Origin of the sequence: Pseudobythopirellula maris (assembly GCF_007859945.1) — a bacterium.
Lineage (GTDB): Bacteria > Planctomycetota > Planctomycetia > Pirellulales > Lacipirellulaceae > Pseudobythopirellula > Pseudobythopirellula maris.
Genome location: NZ_SJPQ01000004.1, coordinates 470,210 through 487,268 on the forward strand (window position 1 = coordinate 470,210; position 17,059 = coordinate 487,268).

Below are 17,059 nucleotides of genomic sequence, written 5' to 3' on the forward strand. Positions count from 1 at the left end.
GACTTCCGCTGAGGGGGTACGCGTGTCATGCGTCCCCCATCAGGAACTCCTGGCCACGCGCCGAGCGGAAGCGATGAACACGAACGACCTCTTACGCAACCTGCCGTCGATCCAAGAGATCGCCGACCATCCCACCGTCAAGTCGGTGACCGACAAGCTCAACCGCTCGGAAGGGTTTGCTCGCGTGCGCAACGCGGTGGAGCAAGTCCGCGACGAGGCGCTCAAACGCAAGGACCAGTTGCAGCACCTCACAGCGGGCGACCTGCTGGACCGTGTGGCCAGGCGCTTGGCGCCCACGCCGCGGCGCCGCGAGGCCTCCACGGTGGTGAACGCCACCGGGCGATTGTGGGGCAATGGCTGGTCAACGCCGATGGCCGAGCCGGCCGTGCAGCGGCTGGCGACCACGGCCGACGACTACGCGCGTCGCTCCCAAGCCGAGGGGGCCGAGGAAACACTCACCCGGCTAGCCGGCGCCGAGCGGGCGCTGGTCACCGGTCGACGCGAGTCGGCCTTGTGGCTCGCGCTCAAAGCGTTGCACAACGGTCGGGGAGTCGCCGTCGCGCGGGGCGACCTGGGCGAGCTATCGCCCGGCTTGCGCGTGACCGACGTTTGCCAGACCGCCGGCGCGGTGCTGCACGAGGTTGGGGCCACCAACGCCTGCACCACGGAAGACTACCGCGGGGCGTTGGCGAACGCGGCCGGCGCGTTGCGGCTCGCCAGCGACGAACGCGAGTCGCCCGACGCCGGGGCGCGGCCCACCATCGCAGAGCTTGCCGCCGTGGCGCACGACCAAGGCGCGTGGCTGTTGGTCGACTTGGCCGGCGGACCGTTGATCGATCCGAGCGAGGCCGACGGCGTGGCCCGCGAATCGGCGCATGCGGCGTTGCAAGCCGGCGCCGACCTCGTGCTGCTCAGCGGCGACGGGCTCGTGGCGGGACCCGAGTGCGGGTTGCTCCTGGGCCGCAAGGAGCTGCTTGATCGAGTCGCCTCGCTCGTCGAAGCGTCGCTCTGCCGGCTCGACGCCCGCTCGGAAGCGGCGCTCGTCGCGGCGTTGGCCCTGCTCGACTCGCCCGACCGGCTCGCTTACACGCACCCCGTTTACCAATTGCTCTCGGCGCCCCTGGAGAACCTGCGAACACGAGCCGAGCGGCTCGCGCCGCAGTTGGCCGAGTCGTCACTGGTCGCCTCGGCCGAGGCGGTTGAGATCGCGCCGAGCGGCTCTCCGATGCCTGGCTCGGCGGTCACCCTCCCCTCTTGGGGCGTCAGTCTCACACCCGCAGGGGAATCGATCGAGCCGGTCGAGCGGGCATTGCGCAGCGGAGCGGCGGAGATTCATGGCCGCACGATGGCCGACGGCGCGTTGCTGCTCGATCTGCGTACGGTGCTCCCTCACCAAGATCTGCTGCTCGTCGGGGCTCTTCCCCCGGCCAAAAGCTCCGAGAATGGGACCGCTGCGGGGTCCGAGGCGGGAACCGAAGCCGCCGCCGGCTGAATGGTCGCGCGATCTGGGTTATCATAGGGGCCGTCTATCCCACTTTGTTTGGCGTGCTTGCTGTGGGCCCCGTGGTTTGCCCGTGGCCTGAAAGTCATGCCGGGCCGCGCGGGTAGTGGGCACGCCCCCTTTCCTCTCGGACGAAGCTCTTGTTTTCACAGGCAACTTTCCGACACGCGACTTCGACGTGGCTCGCTTGTGCGGCCGCCTGCTGGTTGCTGCTGGCTGTCCCTGTGCGACAGGCCGCCGGACAGGACGACGCCGAGGCGTTCCGCGCGCCGCCGTTGCTCAAATCGGCGCCCGCCGAACGGTCGGTGCTCCGAGGAGAGCCCACCCCCGCGGCGCCCGAGGCGCTCCCCGCCCCTGCCGGCGCCTCGCTGCCGGCGCCGCCGAGCGAAGCCAAGCGACTCGACCCCGACCGGTTGGGTGGCGTGGCGTTGCCGCCCGAGCATCATCCCTGGGCTCGCTACGCGCCGGGCGCGTGGCGGCGTTTGCGGATCATCAACGAGACGTTCGATGACCGCGGCCGGCTCACCGGCCGCAGCGTGTCGCTACGGACCGAACGGTTGCTGGCGGTCGGCGCCGAAACCTACACGCTGCTCTCGACCACCCACGTTGAGGTAGAAGGCAAGCCGCTGCCGACCGCCTCGCAGGAAATCGAGCTCTCGCTGCTGGCCGACTCGCCCGAATCGATCGCTTCGGCCGAGATCCTCGAGCCCGCCAGCCTGACGGTCGGCGGCCAGATGGTGCCTTGCGAACGCTGGCGGATCACGGCCAACCTGCCGCGAGGCCGCTGGGAAGAAACGGTGTTCTACGCCGCGGGCCATGCTCCCTACTTGTTGAAGCGTGAGCGGGTGTTGCTTGCCAGCAGACCGACCACGCCGCCGGACGAGAGCCAAGATCAAGCCGACGAGGGCGAGAACGCAGTCTCGCCGCAGCCGACCGTGGACGCCGATCACCCCGCCCAGCGATCCTGGCAGTCGGTCACCCGGACCGACCTGCCGGCCGAGATCGGCGACAAGCTCCACGAGAGCTTCCAAGTGCACGGCGAGACCACGTCGGACAGCTTGCGCGTGCTCACCTCAGAAACCCACTGCGCGGCGGCGCCGGGCGGGCTCGTCTCGGCCCGCACGGTCGAGTACGACGCCGTGGGCCGCCGCACCGGCTGGACCTCGATGCAGCTCGTGGCCCTGGGGCTCGATCCCGAGGGGGCCGACGACCTGGACGACGAGGATGGCTTTCGACCCCGGCGGCTGCTGCGGCTGCTGCGTGAGCTCGAATAAGCCGATTAATAAGAGAAATCGCTGCGATTTCGGCGCCTGCAACCACCGAACCGAATCCTGCCGGCGTTCGTACCCGGCGATAGGAACCCCGTCGAACGGGGGCCGTCGGGTGGCGGAGGCGTGACCTTGCCCCGATTCCCGAGGCTCGCTATCGTCTCAAAGTGCTGGTGTGCTTGGGTTTAGTCGTCTCTTAAGAGGTAGCGACCACCCCTTCGGATCGGTCTTCGCTAAGCCGCGACGACCGCCCGCGGGTTCCCCCCTCAGCCGAAAAACGGGCGTCCCACGGAACCGACGCCCCACTGCCCTCATCGTATGACCATCACGCCGCACTTCGACAGCGGCGCCGACCGACCAGGAAGCTCGCATGAAATACGCTGCTAGCGACACGCCAAGCCCCTCCCGCCAGTCACCCCGGATCGCCTTGCTCGCCTGCGTGGCGGCCCTGTTTGGCGCGGCCTTGTTTAGCACGGCCCCGCTCGCGGCCCGGCCGACCGAGCCGTCGGCTTCCGATCGCCAGATCGCGATGACGGTCCGTTACTTCATGGAGCGGCAGCACCTCTCGCGTCATCCGATCGACGACGAGATCTCGCAGCGCGGCCTCGACGCGTTCCTCAAGACCCTCGACCCGTGGAAGCTGTACTTCTACCAGTCGGACGTCGACGAGTTCATGACGCAGCGCAACCAGCTCGACGACCTGTTCCGCCGCGGCGACATCCGCTTCGCCTACACCGTGTTCAGCCGGTTCCTCGCCCGGGTCGACGAGCGGGTGGCCACGGCCACCGAGTGGGTCGACCGGCCGCACGACTTCACGGTCGACGAGGAGATGATCCGCGACCGCGACGAAGCGCACTACCCCAAGAGCCCCGAGGAGGCCGACGACCGCTGGCGCAAGCGGGTGAAGTTCGACCTGTTGACTCAGATCGCCGACAAGAGCGAAATCGACGAGGTGCGTGAGAACGGCATCGACCCCGAGGTGCTCACCGAGGCGCGTGACAAGATCCGCAAGCGCTACAACAGCCTCCGCAAGCGTTGGGACCAGACCAGCGACGACGAGCTGATGGAGCTCTACCTCACGTCGATCACGAGCGGCTTCGACCCGCACTCCAGCTACATGAGCCCCTCGACGCTGGAGAATTTCAACATCCAGATGCGGCTCGAGCTCGACGGCATCGGCGCCTCGCTCCGCGGCGTGGACGGCTACACCGAGGTGGCCGACGTCATCGCCGGCGGCGCCGCCGACGAGCACGGCAAGCTCAAGAAGGGCGACCAGATCATCGGCGTCGGCCAAGGCACGGGCGGCGAGCTGACAGACATCGTCGACATGAAGCTCAACGACGTCGTGAAGCTGATCCGCGGCAAGCGCGGCACGACCGTGCGGCTTGAGGTGAAGCCGGTGGACAACCCCAAGGAGATCAAGGTCTACACGATCACACGCGACCGCATCGAGCTGAAGAACCAAGAGGCCCGCAGCACGGTGATCGAGTGGGGCGCGAAGCCGAGCGGCCAGCCCTACAAGCTGGGCGTGATCCACCTGCCGAGCTTCTACATGGACATGGACGGCGCCCGCGCCGGGTTGCCCGACTTCCGCAGCACCACGCGTGACGTGCGCCGGCTGCTCGAAGGGTTCAACCGCGACGGCGTCGACGCCGTGGTGATCGACCTCCGCTTCAACGGCGGCGGCTCGCTCACCGAGTCGGTCAACATGACCGGCCTGTTCATCGACCGCGGCCCCGTCGTGCAGGTGAAGGGCACGGACGGTCGAACCCAGCCGTACGACGACCCCGAGCCCGGCATGGTTTGGTCGGGCCCGCTGGCGGTGCTCACCAACAAGTTCAGCGCGTCGGCCAGCGAGATCTTCGCCGGCGCCATCCAGGACTACGGCCGCGGCATCGTCATCGGCGACGAGTCGACCCACGGCAAGGGGACCGTTCAGCAGCTCTACGACCTGGGCGACCGGCTGTTCGGCTTGGCGAACCGGCCGAGCATGGGCGCCCTGAAGATGACGATCCAGCAGTTCTACCGCCCCGGCGGCGACAGCACCCAGAACCGCGGCGTGCTCGCCGACGTCACGGTGCCGTCGATCACCGATCACCTGGACGGCATCGCCGAGTCGGACATGGATTTCGCCATGGCGTTCGACCGCGTTCGGCCGCTGCGGCACGACCGCTTCGCGATGATGACGCCCGAACTAGGCGCCGAGTTGCAGCGGATGTCGATGGAGCGGATCGCGGCGTCGGAGGACTTCGCCGAAGACACGACCCGCATCCGCCGCTACGAGGAGCAGAAGGACGACAAGACCGTGACGCTCAACCTGATTGAGTACCTCACCGAACGCGAGGAGCTCGACGTTGACAAGGAACAGGAAGAGATCGGCGAGAAACTCTCCGACACGGACAAGCCGGTCTACGACATGGATGAGCACTACAACCAAGAGGCGCTCTCGATCGTGGTCGACTACCTGAAGCTCCTCAAAGAGAACAAGGTGGCCGTGGCTCGCTGAACCGAGGGCCCCAATCCAAACGCCCCCAAGCCGCCGGCGGAAGCCGGCGGCTTTTTTTCTCCCCCACGAGGGGAGGGAAAACAGCAGCGGCTTCGCCGCTTCTAGATCGCACTACCGCTAGCCGTAGCGTTGTTTTCGCCTTTTCGACGTCGAATCACACCGCCACACACGCTACGCATCCGTGCGATTCGCACTAGGACTCCTCATACTCGCTCAAGGCTTTTTTCCATGCAGCATCGCACCCTCGGCAAAACCGGCTGGCAAGTCTCCCCCATCGGCTTCGGCGCTTGGGCGATCGGCGGCTCGTGGGGGTCGGTCGACGACGACCAGTCGTTTGCCGCGTTGCACAAGGCGATCGACCTGGGCGTCAACCTGATCGACACCGCCGACGTGTACGGCGACGGCCGCAGCGAGCGGCTCGTCGGGCAAGTCGTCAAGGAGCGGAGCGAGCAGGTTTACGTGCTCTCGAAGGCCGGCCGCCGGCTCGACCCCCACACAGCCGAGGGTTACAACCGCGCGAACCTCACGGCGTTTGTCGAGCGCAGCCTCACGAACCTCGGTGTCGAGGCGATCGACCTGGTGCAGCTGCACTGCCCGCCCACGGACGTCTATTACCAGCCCGAGGTGTTCGGCGTGATGGACGACCTCGTCGCACAAGGAAAGCTGCGACACTACGGCGTGAGCGTTGAACGCGTGGAGGAGGCGCTCAAGGCGATCGAGTACCCCGGCGTCGCGACGGTGCAGATCATCTTCAACATGTTCCGTCACCGGCCGGCGGAGCGGTTGCTGGCGCTCGCCCAAGAGGCGAACGTCGGCGTGCTCGCGCGCGTGCCGCTCGCCTCGGGCATGCTCACCGGCAAGCTCACAAAGCAGTCGACGTTCGAAGCCGACGACCACCGGTCGTTCAACCGCCACGGCGAGGCGTTCGACCGCGGTGAAACGTTTAGCGGCGTCGACTACGAGACCGGGCTCGAAGCGGTCGAGGAGCTCAAGAAACTCTGCCCCGCGGGGCTGTCGCTGCCGCAGTTCGCCTTGCGGTGGATCCTCATGCACGACGGCGTGACTTGTGCGATCCCCGGCGCCAGGAACCCATCCCAGGCCGAGCAGAACGCCGCCGCGGCCGGGGCGGAGCCGCTCGACGCCGCCACGATGTCCGCCGTGCGGGCGGTCTACGACGAGCGGATCAGGCCGCTGGTCCACGCCTGCTGGTGAGCCTCCATCCGGCGGGCGACTGCCCGTTTATTGGTCACTCGCCCGCTCAACCACGGCGCCGCTCGCCACGCCGGCGATTTTCTTCACGTCTTTTCGAGTGGTTTAAGGGGAGAATCGTGATTCGGCGGCGCCTTGCTGGAGTGCTGGCGCCCGATTTGCTTCAGGCTCACGCAGGCGGTAGGAGAGCTCATCCACTACCCACCCGGGGAGGCTGACGCCGTGGCGACTGTGACCCAAGCGAAGAAGAGCAAAAAGAAAAAGAAGAAGTCCAAGGCCTCCCCGCCGGTGGCGCAGTCAGGCGGAGAATCCAACGGCGCCGCTGCCGTTCCGCACGAATACCGTCAGAGCGGCAAGAAGCCTTCCACGAAAGAGTACGAGAAGCGGCTCGGCGAGTTACAGATCGAGCTCATCAAGCTCCAGCAGTGGGTTGTCGCCAAGAAGCTCAAAGTGGTCGTGATCTTCGAGGGCCGCGATGCGGCCGGCAAAGGGGGCACGATCAAGCGGATCACCGAGAGCCTCAACCCGCGGGTCTGCCGCGTGGTGGCCCTGCCCGCGCCGACCGAGCGCGAGAAGTCGCAGTGGTACTTCCAGCGCTACGCCGCCCACCTGCCGGCCGGCGGCGAGATCGTCATCATGGACCGCAGCTGGTACAACCGCGCGGGGGTCGAACGCGTGATGGGCTTCTGCACGAACGACGAGTACGGCGAGTTCCTGCGCGCGTGCCCCGAGTTCGAGCGGATGATCGTCCGCTCCGGCGTCAAACTGGTGAAGTACTGGTTCTCCGTGAGCCACGAGGAGCAGGAGCGTCGTTTCCAGGGCCGCATCCAAGACCCCACCAAGCGCTGGAAGCTCAGCCCGATGGACCTCAAGTCGCGCGACCGCTGGGTCGAGTACTCGATGGCCAAGGACCGCATGTTCGCGATCACCGACATCCGCCAGGCGCCGTGGTACGTGGTGCCGAGCAACTGCAAGAAGACGGCCCGGCTGAACTGCATCTCGCACTTCCTGAGCCTGTTCGACTACGAGGACCTCACCCCCGAGCCGTTCGACCTGCCGCCGCGCAAGATGGACACGGGCACGTACGTGCGGCCGCCGATCGAGGACCAGACGATCGTGCCGCAGGTTTTTTGAGCTCGGATGACCAAGTGACCAAGCCCAATTTCCAATAAGGCCTGTGAACACACGCTGGTCATGGGGCTGTATGTCACCCTCGCGGGTGAAACGCCTTGTGGACGCTCTTCAGCCGTGAGTGATCCACGTGCGTGTAGAGCTGCGTCGTGGCGATCGAGGCGTGGCCTAGAAGCTCCTGCACGTGCCTGAGGTCGGCGCCGCCGGCCAGCAGGTGCGTTGCGAAGCTGTGCCTCAGGGAGTGGGGGCTGAGCTTCGAAGTGAGCCCCTCTTGCCGGGCGTAGCGTTTGAGCAGCTCCCACACACGCTCGCGCCGCAGTGGCGCGCCGCGTGACGAGAGGAAGAGCCGCGTGCTCGCCGGGTCGCGACGCTGCGCCAACCTGGGCCGCTCTTTCTCTAAGTAATCCTCCACCGCCTGCACGGCCCGTCGCCCCAGCGGCACGAGCCGTTGCTTGTCGCCCTTGCCGTGGCACAGGCAGTGGCCCTCGTCGAGCTTGGCGTCTTCGAGCCGCATGCGGCTGAGCTCCGACACGCGGCAGCCGGTGGCGTAGGCGAGCTCGAGGATCGCCCGGTCGCGGCGCCAGAGCGGCTCGCCCGGCTGCGGGGCGGCGAGCAGCTTTTCGACTTGCGTGGCGCTCAGCACCGTGGGCACTTTCTGCCACAGCTTGCGGCTCACCAGCAGCGCCGCCTGGTTGTCGTTGAGCACCCCCTCGAGCTGCAGGTAGCGGAAGAAGACCTTCAGCGAGACCACGTGGCGGGCGACGCTCGCCGAGGCCAGCTCCTGCGTCTCGCTGAGCCACGCCGGGTAGCCGGCCAGTTCGCCCACGGTGAGGTTGGGCAGCCGCCGCCCGGCGAGCCACTCGTAGAACCGCCGCAGGTCGCGGCGGTAGGCGGCCACGCTGTTCTCGGCCAGCCCGCACTCGGTGGCGAGGTAGCGCGTGAAGGCGTCGCGCCAGTGGCTCGCCTCGGCGGCGTCCGCGGCGCGGCGGGGTTTGACGACCTTTTTTCGGGGATTGGGCATCGTGGATCGGGCGAGTTTGTCGCTTGGAGGACTCCATCACTCTATCGGCCCGGGCGGCGTGGCGGCGTCGCTCGGTTCTCCGATCGTCGGGTGGGATGGCCCCCGACAGGCCGGGTTGAGTAACCTAACGGCCCTGTGATGATTTTAAGGTCGATTTTGCTGATCCAACTGATGCGGATCGCTCGTTGGCCCCAGGTTCCCCGCTCCCCGACCCCAGACTCCGCAGCCCCTTTCCTATGCAGTCGATCATCCTCGAGGAGCCTTACGAATTCGTGCCGCCAGTCGAGTCGGACTTCTGGTGCTGGCTGATGCGTTTTCGCCTGAAAGGTTTTTTGCGTAAGCAGTTTGGCGTGCATTCGCACGAGACGCGTCACGCCGACCGTTTGAAGGCGTCGATCGACGAGGGCAAGAGCGTCATCCTGGCGCCGAACCATTGCCGGTTGTCCGACCCCATGGTGCTGGGGCTGCTGTCGGCCGAGATCGGCTCGGAGCTGTTCGCCATGGCGAGCTGGCACTTGTTCAAAGAGAGCGCGTACCAGCGGTTCATCATCCGCCGGCTGGGCGCCTTCAGCGTCTACCGCGAAGGGAACGATCGGCAGGCGGTGAACCAGGCGATCGACATCCTGGTCGGGGGGCGACGCCCGCTCATCATTTTCGCCGAGGGCGCCGTGTCGCGGCACAACGACCTGATGATGGAGATGATGGACGGCCCCGCGTTCATAGCCCGCCAAGCCGCCAAGCGGCGCGAGAAGGAGGGCAAGCCCGGCGTGGTGATCCACCCGGTGGCGATCCGCTACTCGTACCAGGGCGACGCCGAGGCGGCCGTGGCCGACGAGCTCACCCGGTTCGAGCAAGCCTTCAGCTGGCAGCCGCAAACCCACCTCTCCACCGTGGAGCGGATCGGTCAGATCGGCGAGGCGCTCTTGGCGGTCAACGAGATCGAATACGTGGGCGCTGCTCGTGTGGGCGATCGCTTCGAGCGCGCCCAGGTGCTGATCGAGGAGGTGCTCGAGCGGCTCGAGAAAAAGTGGCTCGACGGCAAGAGCCGGCCGGGCGAGAGCGTCGTGGCGCGCGTCAAAGCCTTGAGAACGACCATCCTGCCCGACCTGATCGCCAAGAAGGTCACGCCCGAAGAACGCCACCAGCGTTGGCTCGATTTGGCCGCCTGCTATTACGTGCAGCAGATCGATCACTACCCACGCGGCTACCTGCAGGCCGAGAAGAATCTGCCGGAGCGGATCGTTGAGACCGTCGAGCGGATGGCCGAGGACTACTGCGACCGCATCCGGTACCGCGGGCCGATGCACTGCACGATGGTCGTGGGCGAGGCGATCGAGGTGAGCCCGCAACGCGACCGCTCGGCCGTTAAGGACCCCGCCATGGCCGCCGCCGGCGAGTCGCTCCAGACGATGCTCGACGAACTGGTGGTCGAGCGGCGGCGGGAGTTGTTTGGCGAGGAAGGTTGAGTTGTTTGCCTCCCCGCCCCTGACGGGCTGGGGCTCTGGGATCTTTTGATCTTATGCCCTGAGTTGCCCGTGCCCCTTTTCGAGGTTGTTCCTTGTCCCAACACCGGCTGATCTTTGGTTGCGGCTACCTTGGCGAGCGTGTCGCGCGGCGGTGGCTGGCGGCGGGCGACCTGGTGACGGTCGTCACCCGCAGCGCGCAGCGAGCGGCCGGCTTTGCGAGCGACGGCCTCTCGCCGTTTGTCGCCGATGTGACTCAACCCGACACGCTGGCCGGCCTGCCGGCCGCCGACACAGTGCTGTACGCCGTGGGGTTCGATCGCGCGGCGGGCCCGTCGGTCGTCGAGACGTACGCCGGCGGCCTGTCGAATGTTATCGCGGCGCTCAAGGCGGAGCCCGAACGGCTGATCTATGCAAGCACCACCGGCGTGTACGGCGACGCCGCGGGGGGCTGGATCGATGAAACGACCCCCACCGGCCCCGGCCGCGAGGGCGCCCGGGCGTCGCTCGCAGCCGAGTGCGTGCTCACCGCCTCGCCGCTGGCGGGGCGCAGCGTACGGCTGCGTCTCGCGGGGCTCTACGGGCCGGGCCGTGTGCCTTATCTGCGGGCTCTGAGCGACGGCGAGCCGATCGCGGCTCCAGCCGAGGGGTACCTCAACCTGATCCACGCGGACGACGCCGCCGCCGTGGTGGTGGCCGCAGCGGATGGTCCCCAAACGCCCAGCCTGTTGTGCGTTTCCGACGGTTCGCCGGTCGTGCGGCGAGAGTACTACAGCGAAGCGGCCCGCTTGGTGGGGGGCCCTCCTCCTCAGTTCACCGCACCCGACCCCGATTCTCCCCGCGCCGCTCGGGCAGCCGTAAATCGAAGGGTGCGGAACACCCGCTTGGTCGCCGCCCTCGGGTTCTCACCGGTTTACCCAAGCTATCGCGAAGGGTTGCTGCACGCCCTCGGCAGCGAGCCGGATGTCTCGTGATCGACGGCGTTGCCGGTTGGTTGCGGGCCCCCCACTGGGGTCCTATCATGGGCCTGGAAACGTCGGGCGTAGCGGACGAGCCCGAGACGTCCTACCTACTCACACCCTCTTGGCCGGAAATGCTGCAGCGGACCCCCCTTTTCCCGCACGTTATCGAACTGAACCACCAGGCCCGCCGGCGGATCACCTGCAGCGTCTACCTGATCTACGACGACGACGCTTGGACCCTGATCGACATCGGCTACGAAGACGCGGTGGACGACTGTCTGGAGCTGATCCGGCAACTCGACTTCCCTTTCGCCAAATGCGCGACGCTCATCGCCTCGCACGCCGACGTGGACCACATCCAGGGTCTAGCCAAGGCCAAGCAGGTGCTCAAGACCAGCGTGACATGCCACCCGCTCTCGGCCGTCCACCTGGAGTCGGGCGACCGCATCGCGACGTTCGCCAACATCGCGGCCCAGGGCATTGACCTCGAGATGCCGGCCGTGAAGTGCGAGAATCAGGTAGTCGATGGCGAGATCGTGAAGATCGGCTCTCTGGAGCTCGAGGCTTGGCACACGCCGGGGCACACCGACGGGCAGCTGTCGTTCCGGATGGGCAACCTGCTGTTCGCTGGCGACAATCTGTTCCGCGACGGTTGCGTGGGGGCGATCGACGCCCACCACGGCAGCAGCATTCCCGACTTCATCTCGTCGCTCACCCGTATCCGCGACAGCGATGTCGAGTGGTTGCTGCCAAGTCATGGACCGGTCTTCCGCAAAGAGAACGCCATGATCGATCGCACGATCGAGCGGCTCGAGGGATACCTCCACATGGCCGATTTTGGCACCTGTGCGATCGACTGGCCCCTGATGGACCAGTGGGAGCGTGAACTGGTCGATGGCAAGCTGCCTGACTGATCGCTCTGCGGTCAGCTCTCTACCGTTTGACGATGGCGACTGGCTGCTTCCTTTGGCGAATGGCGTCCTGCTGGGGCGCCCATAAAATTTTCTTTTCTAGTGCGGCGGTATTAGAATACGTGCGCAGGGTGTTTTCGCCCCCTCGTCTCCCTTACGCCCCCACGGGTATATGACGACTTCGCTCTCGCTGCCGCTCGCGTTGTTCCATCGGTTGCTGATCGGTTGGGCCCTGGTGTTTTGCGCCGCGGGGGCTTGGGCTCAGCAAGACGCCGCAACCGAGACGGCCCAGGCCGACTCCGCCTGGCAGCCGCCCCAAGACCCGCGGCAGTGGCTCGGCAGCGAGCCGCTCACGCCCGAGTCGCTAAAGGGCAAAGGGGTGATCCTCTGCTTCTTTGACGAGGAGAGTGAGGAGGTCGACGACGGCTGGCCGGCGATGCTCGCCTTGGCGGCCGAGAACCAGGGCAAGCCGGTGATCTTTATCGCCGTGAGCTCCGGGACCGAACCGCGTGAGCTCGCCCGCTACGTTGGCCGGCACCGCATCACCTGGCCGGTGATACTCGATTACGACCGCTCTTTCGAGTCGCGGTTCGGCTTCGGACCGATCAACGACCGCCACCCGGCCGAGGTGCGGGTTGTGAATGCCGAGGGCAAGGTGCTGCCCGGCGCCTTGTCGGACATGCCGGGCACGATCGAGAAGGCCCTGGAGGGCGCCGCCTGGCGGGTCGACCCCACCACCGTGCCCCAGTCGCTGCTCGGCGCGTGGCGTGACGTGGAGTTCGGATCATTCGCCAGTGCGGCCGGCGTGATCCGACGGACGGAGAAGAGCCGAGACGAGGCCATCAAGGCGGGCGGCGCGCTGTTGCTCGAGGCGGTCAACAAAGAAATGAACGCCGCTCTCACCGAGGCGATCGACGCCTTCCGCTCCGAGCAATACTGGGAAACTTACAAGAAGCTCGACGCGGTCCAAACCCGATTCGACGGCTATGAGTTCCCTCACGACATCGAGGGCAAGCTCCGCGAGCTTGCCAAGCGAGACGACGTGAAGGAGGAGCTCAACGCCCGCCGCACCTTGGAGAAGGCGGTGCGGACCGCCATGAAAGGCAGCAGTGGCGCCTTGCGGCGTGCCCGCGGCATGCTCGAGCGGATCGTCAACGACGCGTCCGAAACCGAGGCCGCCGACCGCGCACGCGAGATGCTGAGTCAGCAGCCCTGACCGGGTCATTCATCTCTCGCCAGCCATTGTGCCTCGGCCCCTAACGGCTCCCGCCCGCTAGCACGCCCTCTTCCCTAGGCGTTTCGCCTCGCCCGGTTTGCGCAGTTTGTGCGGGTTGTTCCGCAAGTTCCTTCAATCCTGCCGGCGGCGCCGGACGATGTTCCTACGGACGGGGGCCTCCCGCTTTCTTGGGTCCCCGAGCGCACCGACGCGCGCCACACATCGAGGGGGGGAATTCGAGATGATCCGCAAGCTCATAGCGGCCGCCGTGGTCGCCGCCGCGCTCGGCGCGACCGCCGACACGGCCGACGCACAGCAGCAGGCCTACGGCCGCGCTTGGGGCGGCACGGCCGCTTCGCAAGACTGGAACCGCTTTTACCATTACCCGTACGTCTACTACCCCCAGAACTACTGGGGCAGTGAGTACTTCCGCAGCGCGGACAGCCTGTACCACCGCTATCCGCCCGAGATGCGGATCCCGGTCTACAACAAGCGTTGGCACAACTACTACCCGGCGGGCCGTCGCTACCACAGCGGCCACCACTTTGTGCTCGACGTGTTTTGAACCCGGCGTGGCCTTGGGCCACCGAGCACGAAGCGACATCCGAACACGCCCCGCGACCCCGCCGCTCTTTGCGGCGGGGCCGCAGGCGTTTGTGAAGCACGTGGTGTGAGCCGTCGATGGCCAAAGCGAATCCGCACGCAACGCTGACGCCTCTCGCGCGGTTGACGGCGGCCGCCTCGCGGCCGGTGTACGTGTTGGGCTCGGACCTCAAGGTGCTGGCCGCCAATCGGGCGACGGCCGATTGGATTGGTGTCGAACCCGCCGCGCTGGTCGGCTCGAAGGTTGGTTACCACTCCGAGACCGAGGCCCCGTCGCCCACGCCGACACACGGCGCCCTCTGTCCGCCCCCCTCGTCTCTCGGCCGAGACGGCTCGGCGACACTCTCTTGCCTGGGACGCGATGGCCGTTTGCGCCACCGCCGAGCGCAATGGGTTGTGCTCCTCGACTCGCAGGCGGAGGGCGCCGCGGCTACGGTCGTCACGCTCGACGATCGCGACCTCACTCCCGCCGAGCTGGCCGAGGCGATATCGCCCAAGGCGGAGCCCGAAACGCTCCACCACGAACTCAGCAGCGCGCTGGGCGTGCTGCAACGCGAACGGATCGCCCGTGGCGCCACGGAGCTGCTGTTGGGCGAGAGCCACGCGATGCGTCGGCTGCGTGACCAACTCGGCGCCGCAGCCGCGAGCGGATGCAACGCGTTGGTCGTCGGCCCCGAGGGCTCGGCGCGCGACGCCCTGGCGCTGGTGCTGCACGACCGCACGGCTCGCCCCGGTGGTGCGAGCGGCCAACTGCTTTGTCGCCTCGATGGGGCCCACGCCGACAGCACCCAGGCTCGCCGGGTGCTCGAGCAGTGGATTGCCGAAGAGCCCGCAAGCGAGACGCGAGCCGTGCTGCTTGTTGAGCGGATTGACGCGCTCGGCGAAGATATCTGCGAAGCGATCCTTTCAGGCTGCCGGCCGGACGCCGGACGTCGGGTGATCGCCACCGCCCCGGAGCCGCTGGCCGATGAAGGCCTCGCCGCCGCCGTCGCGACGATCACTCTGGTTGTTCCGCCGCTCGCCGAGCGTCTCGGAGACTTGCCGCTGCTCGCCCAACTGCTGGTAGAACGCGAGAACGCCCGTGGCGGCAAGCAACTCGAAGGGCTCGCCGAACGTTCGCACGAGATGCTTGCGCTCCACCATTGGCCGGGAGACTTGGCCGAGTTGCGCTCGGTCGTCGTCTCGGCCCACGCCGCCTGCCAGGCACGTCTCATCGAACCCGGCCACCTGCCGGTGGTGATCCACCAGGCGACGCAGCTCGTTTCACGCGATCACGACAAGCCTGAGCCGATCCGCCTGGGCGAGTTCCTCGACCGCGTTGAACGCGAGTTGATCGAGCGATCGCTCGGCTTGGCTGGCGGCAACAAGGCCGAAGCGGCTCGTCTGCTGGGCGTCACCAGGCCTCGACTGTATCGCAGTCTCGATCGGCTCGGCTTGGCGTCGCCTCAGGGCGCCGACGCCGACGGAGCAGACGCCGCCGGAGGCGACGCCGATGGGTGACACCCACCGGGTGCGGATCGTGCTGGTCGAGCACGAGCCGCGCTGGACCGCCGCGACGCGGGTCGCGCGTCGCCTGCTAGAGTCGGGCGCCGGCCCCAGCCTTGTGACGGTCTCACGACTCGACCCACGGACGGACTGGCAAGCTCCGGAGCCGCCCGCGGTGGTGGGAATCGACGTCGCCTCGCTCGGCTGGGGGACTGCGCTCCAGCGGCTCGCCGTTCTGTGTGAGGCGCCGGGCTTAGTGCCCGTCGCCATGCTGCCGCGCTGCGGCGAAGTCGGGGAGACCGCACCGCCGACGGCCGAACTTGCCCTCTGCGAAGCCGGCGCGGCGATGGTCCTTCGCGACACGCTTGAGGCAAGCAGGCTGCTGAATCTCGCCCTGCGTGTGGGGCGGGCCGAGGGCGGCCGATCGTCTCTCTGCGCGGGGCCTCAAGCGATCTTGCAGTGCCTGCCCTGGGGCTGAAGCCGAACGCTCGGCCTCATGGGCCCGGTAGGCCACAAGCCTGTGGTCGCCTAAACTCTCGTGTTAGCAGGGTTGTCCCCCGGGACGATCCTGCGCCCGCCCTTGGCCGCGTCGCGGCATTCGGTCCCCTTCCCTGCCCTTTAACGACTCCACCGCCATGCCCGCCGGCCTCACTCCCGAGGCGGTCCACGCCGCCCTCGCTGACTTCAAAGACCCCGAGACCGGCCGCTCGGTCGAGGCGATGCAGCAGGTCCGCAAAGTCGATGTCGACGGCGACAAGGTGCGCGTCGAGTTGGGGCTCACCAGTTGGGCGGCCCCGATCGCCGACGAGACCCGCTTGGCGTGTGAGCGGCTCGTTGCCGAACGGGTTCCCGAAGCTCAAGCGGTCGAGGTCGCGGTCGTAGACCACGACCGCCCCGCCGCGCAGATCGGACAGATCGGCCTGACGGCCAAGAACGTGATCGCGGTGGGGTCGGGCAAAGGGGGAGTGGGCAAGAGCACGGTCGCCGCCTCGATCGCCCTCGGCTTGCACCGCGCCGGCAGCAAGGTGGGTCTGATGGACGCCGACGTCTACGGACCGAGTATTCCCCACCTGCTGGGCGTCAACGAACGGCCCACGGCCGAAGGCAAGCGTCTCGTGCCGGTTGAGAAGAACGGCGTGAAGGTGATGAGCATGGGCTTCCTGGTCCCGGCCGCCGAGGCGATCGTGTGGCGTGGGCCGATGCTCCACGGCGCGATCACCCAGTTCCTGCGTGACACCGATTGGGGTGACCTCGACTACCTGATCATCGACATGCCCCCGGGCACGGGCGACATCGCGCTGACGCTCTCGCAGTTGCTGCCGATCACCGGCGCCGTGGTCGTTTGCACGCCGCAAGACGTGGCGTTGCTCGACGCGGTCAAAGCGATCGCCATGTTCCGCAAGGTGAAGATCCCGGTCCTCGGCATGGTCGAGAACATGAGTTACTTCCTCTGTCCCGACAACGGTAAGCGTTACGACATCTTCGGCAGCGGCGGGGCGAAGTCGAAGGCCGAGGAACTCGGCGTGCCGTTCTTGGGCGAAGCGCCGATCAACATCGACATCCGCAAACGCGGCGACGACGGTGAAACGGCGGGCAACTTCGACGACGAGGCGACCGCCCCTTTCTTCTGGGACATCTGCCGATCGATGGTCCGATCGGTGATCGAGCAGCGCGGCGACGAGCCCGCGATGCCGAGTCTGCCGGTGCTTTGATCGCCGCCGTGTGAGACGCGATGGGCCCCTGTGGGGGCGGCCAACGGCGCCCGGGGTTTCCCGCTAGCGGC

The 17,059-nt window shown here is 67.3% G+C and carries 14 protein-coding genes; 13 read left to right on the plus strand and 1 reads right to left on the minus strand.

Features of this window, described 5'->3' with window-relative positions:
- Positions 1 to 73 precede the first annotated feature (73 nt).
- The 5 genes from Mal64_RS18140 (at position 74) to ppk2 (ending at position 7,618) form a co-directional block, all read left to right on the plus strand.
- Positions 74 to 1,492 carry an aminotransferase class V-fold PLP-dependent enzyme gene (locus Mal64_RS18140; RefSeq protein ID WP_146402976.1) on the plus strand — a complete coding sequence of 473 codons (1,419 nt, stop codon included), beginning with the start codon at positions 74 to 76 and terminating at the stop codon, positions 1,490 to 1,492.
- A 233-nt stretch (positions 1,493 to 1,725) separates the two neighbouring features.
- The gene (locus tag Mal64_RS18145; RefSeq protein ID WP_146402978.1) at positions 1,726 to 2,775 is read left to right on the plus strand and encodes a hypothetical protein; all 1,050 of its coding nucleotides are present in this window, start codon (positions 1,726 to 1,728) and stop codon (positions 2,773 to 2,775) included.
- Between the two features lie 364 nt (positions 2,776 to 3,139).
- Complete coding sequence (locus Mal64_RS18150) at positions 3,140 to 5,275, plus strand: carboxy terminal-processing peptidase (RefSeq protein ID WP_146402980.1); 2,136 nt, start codon at positions 3,140 to 3,142, stop codon at positions 5,273 to 5,275.
- A gap of 228 nt (positions 5,276 to 5,503) precedes the next feature.
- Positions 5,504 to 6,487, plus strand: a complete 984-nt coding sequence (locus tag Mal64_RS18155; protein ID WP_146402982.1) for an aldo/keto reductase — start codon at positions 5,504 to 5,506, stop codon at positions 6,485 to 6,487.
- 219 nt (positions 6,488 to 6,706) lie between these two features.
- Positions 6,707 to 7,618, plus strand: a complete 912-nt coding sequence (ppk2, locus tag Mal64_RS18160) for a polyphosphate kinase 2 (RefSeq protein WP_231993843.1) — start codon at positions 6,707 to 6,709, stop codon at positions 7,616 to 7,618.
- A gap of 73 nt (positions 7,619 to 7,691) precedes the next feature.
- Here ppk2 and xerD read toward each other — a convergent pair whose 3' ends face one another.
- Positions 7,692 to 8,636, minus strand: a complete 945-nt coding sequence (gene xerD, locus Mal64_RS18165; RefSeq protein ID WP_146402984.1) for a site-specific tyrosine recombinase XerD — start codon at positions 8,634 to 8,636, stop codon at positions 7,692 to 7,694.
- A 236-nt stretch (positions 8,637 to 8,872) separates the two neighbouring features.
- Between xerD and Mal64_RS18170 the strand changes: the two genes are divergently transcribed.
- From Mal64_RS18170 to Mal64_RS18205, 8 genes are all read left to right on the plus strand, one after another.
- Positions 8,873 to 10,102, plus strand: coding sequence for a 1-acyl-sn-glycerol-3-phosphate acyltransferase (locus Mal64_RS18170; protein WP_146402986.1), 1,230 nt, complete (start codon positions 8,873 to 8,875; stop codon positions 10,100 to 10,102).
- A gap of 92 nt (positions 10,103 to 10,194) precedes the next feature.
- Positions 10,195 to 11,073 (plus strand): NAD-dependent epimerase/dehydratase family protein, encoded by an 879-nt coding sequence (locus Mal64_RS18175; RefSeq protein ID WP_146402988.1) that lies wholly within the window; start codon positions 10,195 to 10,197, stop codon positions 11,071 to 11,073.
- 119 nt (positions 11,074 to 11,192) lie between these two features.
- Positions 11,193 to 11,975, plus strand: coding sequence for an MBL fold metallo-hydrolase (locus Mal64_RS18180; RefSeq protein WP_146403213.1), 783 nt, complete (start codon positions 11,193 to 11,195; stop codon positions 11,973 to 11,975).
- Between the two features lie 169 nt (positions 11,976 to 12,144).
- Positions 12,145 to 13,188: a redoxin domain-containing protein gene (locus Mal64_RS18185; RefSeq protein ID WP_146402990.1), complete on the plus strand. Its 1,044-nt coding sequence runs from the start codon at positions 12,145 to 12,147 to the stop codon at positions 13,186 to 13,188.
- A gap of 241 nt (positions 13,189 to 13,429) precedes the next feature.
- Positions 13,430 to 13,753 carry a calmodulin-binding protein gene (locus Mal64_RS18190; protein ID WP_146402992.1) on the plus strand — a complete coding sequence of 108 codons (324 nt, stop codon included), beginning with the start codon at positions 13,430 to 13,432 and terminating at the stop codon, positions 13,751 to 13,753.
- A 116-nt stretch (positions 13,754 to 13,869) separates the two neighbouring features.
- Positions 13,870 to 15,291, plus strand: coding sequence for a helix-turn-helix domain-containing protein (locus Mal64_RS18195; RefSeq protein WP_146402994.1), 1,422 nt, complete (start codon positions 13,870 to 13,872; stop codon positions 15,289 to 15,291).
- Positions 15,284 to 15,754 carry a hypothetical protein gene (locus Mal64_RS18200; RefSeq protein ID WP_146402996.1) on the plus strand — a complete coding sequence of 157 codons (471 nt, stop codon included), beginning with the start codon at positions 15,284 to 15,286 and terminating at the stop codon, positions 15,752 to 15,754. The genes Mal64_RS18195 and Mal64_RS18200 overlap by 8 nt, the downstream gene beginning before the upstream one ends.
- Positions 15,755 to 15,911: 157 nt before the next feature.
- On the plus strand, positions 15,912 to 16,988 hold the full coding sequence (locus Mal64_RS18205) for an Mrp/NBP35 family ATP-binding protein (protein WP_146402999.1): 1,077 nt from the start codon (positions 15,912 to 15,914) through the stop codon (positions 16,986 to 16,988).
- Positions 16,989 to 17,059 lie beyond the last annotated feature (71 nt).

Coding starts and splice junctions, on each gene's coding strand:
- Mal64_RS18155 (WP_146402982.1), top strand. CDS start 5,504: ATGCAGCATCGCACCCTCGGCAAAACCGGCTGGCAAGTCTCCCCCATC.
- Mal64_RS18180 (WP_146403213.1), top strand. CDS start 11,193: ATGCTGCAGCGGACCCCCCTTTTCCCGCACGTTATCGAACTGAACCAC.
- Mal64_RS18190 (WP_146402992.1), top strand. CDS start 13,430: ATGATCCGCAAGCTCATAGCGGCCGCCGTGGTCGCCGCCGCGCTCGGC.
- Mal64_RS18185 (WP_146402990.1), top strand. CDS start 12,145: ATGACGACTTCGCTCTCGCTGCCGCTCGCGTTGTTCCATCGGTTGCTG.
- xerD (WP_146402984.1), bottom strand. CDS start 8,636: ATGCCCAATCCCCGAAAAAAGGTCGTCAAACCCCGCCGCGCCGCGGAC.
- Mal64_RS18195 (WP_146402994.1), top strand. CDS start 13,870: ATGGCCAAAGCGAATCCGCACGCAACGCTGACGCCTCTCGCGCGGTTG.
- Mal64_RS18170 (WP_146402986.1), top strand. CDS start 8,873: ATGCAGTCGATCATCCTCGAGGAGCCTTACGAATTCGTGCCGCCAGTC.
- Mal64_RS18205 (WP_146402999.1), top strand. CDS start 15,912: ATGCCCGCCGGCCTCACTCCCGAGGCGGTCCACGCCGCCCTCGCTGAC.
- Mal64_RS18200 (WP_146402996.1), top strand. CDS start 15,284: ATGGGTGACACCCACCGGGTGCGGATCGTGCTGGTCGAGCACGAGCCG.
- Mal64_RS18140 (WP_146402976.1), top strand. CDS start 74: ATGAACACGAACGACCTCTTACGCAACCTGCCGTCGATCCAAGAGATC.
- Mal64_RS18150 (WP_146402980.1), top strand. CDS start 3,140: ATGAAATACGCTGCTAGCGACACGCCAAGCCCCTCCCGCCAGTCACCC.